General features: G+C 62.7%; 2 protein-coding genes and 2 pseudogenes. 3 read left to right on the plus strand and 1 reads right to left on the minus strand.

Features of this window, described 5'->3' with window-relative positions:
- The 3 genes and pseudogenes from ACRXB1_RS33575 to ACRXB1_RS33585 form a co-directional block, all read left to right on the plus strand.
- The coding region (locus ACRXB1_RS33575) for a penicillin-binding transpeptidase domain-containing protein (RefSeq protein ID WP_449494479.1) at positions 1-1,336 on the plus strand (1,336 nt) is incomplete at its 5' end.
- Positions 1,337-1,409: 73 nt separating this feature from the next.
- Positions 1,410-2,312 (plus strand): 2-dehydropantoate 2-reductase, encoded by a 903-nt coding sequence (locus tag ACRXB1_RS33580; RefSeq protein WP_174363012.1) that lies wholly within the window; start codon positions 1,410-1,412, stop codon positions 2,310-2,312.
- Positions 2,313-2,505: 193 nt separating this feature from the next.
- Positions 2,506-2,949: pseudogene (locus ACRXB1_RS33585) on the plus strand (MHYT domain-containing protein); the annotation flags it as partial.
- Here ACRXB1_RS33585 and ACRXB1_RS33590 read toward each other — a convergent pair.
- Positions 2,946-3,075 (minus strand): annotated as a pseudogene (locus ACRXB1_RS33590) (Cys-tRNA(Pro) deacylase); the annotation flags it as partial. The pseudogenes ACRXB1_RS33585 and ACRXB1_RS33590 overlap by 4 nt on opposite strands.

Below are 3,075 nucleotides of genomic sequence, written 5' to 3' on the forward strand. Positions count from 1 at the left end.
TGGCGGCAATGCCGACGTGGTCCGCGCGTTCGTGCGCGAGACGCCGCAGTATCGCGCGGCGAAAGATGCCGGACAAACCGATGCCGACATCCTCAAGCATCTCAACGCTGACCGCCCCTTCATGCAGGCGCTGTGCGACAACAAAACGCGTGTGCAGGCGGCGTTTCTCGCCATTGATCCACGTAACGGGCAAGTGAAGGCGTGGGTCGGCAGTCGCGACTTCAGCACGGATCCGTTCGATCACGTCCAGCAGGCGCGCCGCCAGCCGGGTTCCACGTTCAAGCCTTTCGTGTACGGCGCGGCCTTTGCGCAGGGCTCGAAACCGGACGATACCCTTGTCGACCAAGCCGTCGAGATCCCGCTTGCCGGCGGAGAAATCTGGCGTCCGAACGACGAAACGCCGCCAAGCGGACGGCCCGTGACGTTGCGCGACGGGCTTGCTTACTCACGCAACCGCATTACCGCACAACTCGTGCAAAACGTCGGCCCGTACAAGGTCGCGAGACTCGCACGTGCGATGGGCGTGCGCGACAGCCCGCTCGACGCGGTGCCGTCGCTTGCGCTCGGCACGAGCCCCGTCACGCTCAAGGAGATGGTCGCGTCTTACGGCACGATCGCCAATGGCGGCGCGCGTATCGAACCGATGCTTGTGACGCGTATCGAAAACCGCAAGGGCGAGGTGCTTGCGCAATTTGCGCCGAACAAACCCGAGCAGGCGCTCTCGCCAGCCGCAGATCATGAACTGCTCGACGTGATGCGGGACGTGGTGAATCGCGGGACGGGCACGGCCATCCGGAACCGCTTCGGCATCCGCGCCGATGTTGCAGGCAAGACCGGCACGACGCAGGACAACGCCGATGGCTGGTTCATCCTGATGCATCCGCAACTCGTTGCGGGTGCGTGGGTCGGTTTCAACGACAGCCGCGTGACGCTGCGCAGCGACTACTGGGGGCAGGGCGCGCATAGTGCGTTGCCTATCGTCGGTGACTTCTTCCAGCGCTCGTTGAGAAACCGGATGATCGATCCGCGCGAGCGTTTCGTGATGGAACCGCAAACCGGCTTCTTCGAGTCAATGCGAAACCGCTTGCACGACTGGTATCAACGCGTGTTCGCGCCGAAGCCCGAGCCGAAGGCCGCGCCTGTGAAGCGTAATCCGCCGCGCCGGACTGCGCCTCCGGTCGTGGCCAAGGCTCCGGCATCTTCATCAGCGCCGCAGCCACCCATCCTGCAGCCGCCGCACTCCGAGCCCAGCGACATACGCGACGAAGGTTTTGCCGGGCTGGTTCCGGACCTGGCGCCGACCATCGACCCGGCGAGCGCATCGGCGGCGCCTTAGCAAGGGGCTCCCGTAACCCGTCATCGCAACTGTGGGAAAATCCCGCATCACTTTCGACAGACGGATTACGACGATGAAAATAGCAGTGATGGGTGCAGGCGCAGTCGGCTGTTATTACGGCGGCATGCTGGCGCGAGCGGGACATGAGGTGACGCTGATCGGCCGCCCGAATCACGTCGAGGCGATCACGCGTGACGGCTTGCGCATGCAGACCCTGACCTTCGACGAACACGTGCGCGTGACCGCGAGCACGCACGCGAGTGCGGTCGAAGGTGCATCGCTCGTGCTGTTCTGCGTGAAATCCACCGATACCGAAAGCGCCGCCGCCGAAATCAAACCGCATCTCGCCAAGGATGCATTGGTGCTCGTCCTGCAAAACGGTGTCGATAACGCCGACCGCGTGCGCACGGTCGTAGCGCAGGAAGTGGCCGCGGCCGTCGTGTATGTGGCGGCCGGCATGGAAGGTCCCGGTCACGTGCGGCATCACGGGCGCGGCGACCTGGTGATCGAGCCATCGAATAAAAGTGAAGCCGTCGCCCGCGAGCTGATCGATGCGCAGATCCCCACCGAAATCTCCCCCAACGTTCGCGGCGCGCTCTGGGCCAAGCTGATCCTGAACTGCGCGTACAACGCGCTCTCCGCGATCGCGCAGCTGCCCTATGGACCCCTCGCCGGGAACGCAAGCATCCAGGCGTGCATGCGCGATATCGTCGGGGAATGCCTCGCAGTCGCGAAGGCGGAAAACATCACCATTCCCGGCGATGTCGATGCGTCCGTGCGCATGATCGCAGAGAAGATGCCGACGCAATATTCATCGACGGCGCAAGACGTCGCGCGTTCGAAGCCCAGCGAGATCGATCATCTGAACGGGTTGATCGTGCGGCTGGGGGAAACGCATGGCATCGCCACGCCGGCCAATCGCGTTCTGCACGCGCTCGTGAAGGTCATCGAGACGAAGTACGGCAGCCGCGCCTGATCCACGTCGAAACACGTCCGAACCGGCATCATTGGACGTTCCACATGGACATAAGCTCGATATGCAGGAATTTTTGGCCAATCTTTGAAGGCAGGTGTAATTCGCTATAAAGTCCGGGCCTTTTCAGACGTTAAACGAACGCATACCTGACTTTCTCGCGTCGGGATTTACGTCGTCGATCCGGAGCATGTCAATGTTAGTGGGGAGTTTCGACAGCCTGCTGGTGCTGTTCTCTTTTATTGTCGCCGTATTGGCGTCGTACACGGCGCTTGACCTCGTCGGCCGGATCTCGAGCGCCGGGCGCGTGTCCGCCCGCTGGTGGCTGTGCGGCGGCGCGCTTGCAATGGGTCTCGGCGTCTGGTCGATGCACTTCGTCGGCATGCTCGCCTTTCATCTGCCGATCAAGCTCGGGTTCGATTTCGGCCTGACCGTGGTATCACTTCTGATCGCGGTTGCGTCATCGTTGCTCGCGTTGTGGATCGCCAGCCGGGACAATCTTCCGGGCAAGCACCTCGTCCTCGGCGCGTTGCTGCTGGGCGGTGGCATTGCCGCGATGCACTACACGGGCATGGCCGCGTTGCAGATGGAACCGGGCATTGTCTATATCCCGGCGCTGGTCGCCGCTTCCGTTGCGATCGAATGCTCGTCTACACCGAGCTGACGGGCCGATTCCTCTGTTCCGCCATGCTCGACATATTCATAAGGATGCTCGCCGAACTCGACTTTGTGCCGGCGCAAAAACTGCGTCGCCGGCGTTTCCGAA

It is taken from the genome of Caballeronia sp. M23-90, assembly GCF_053574605.1.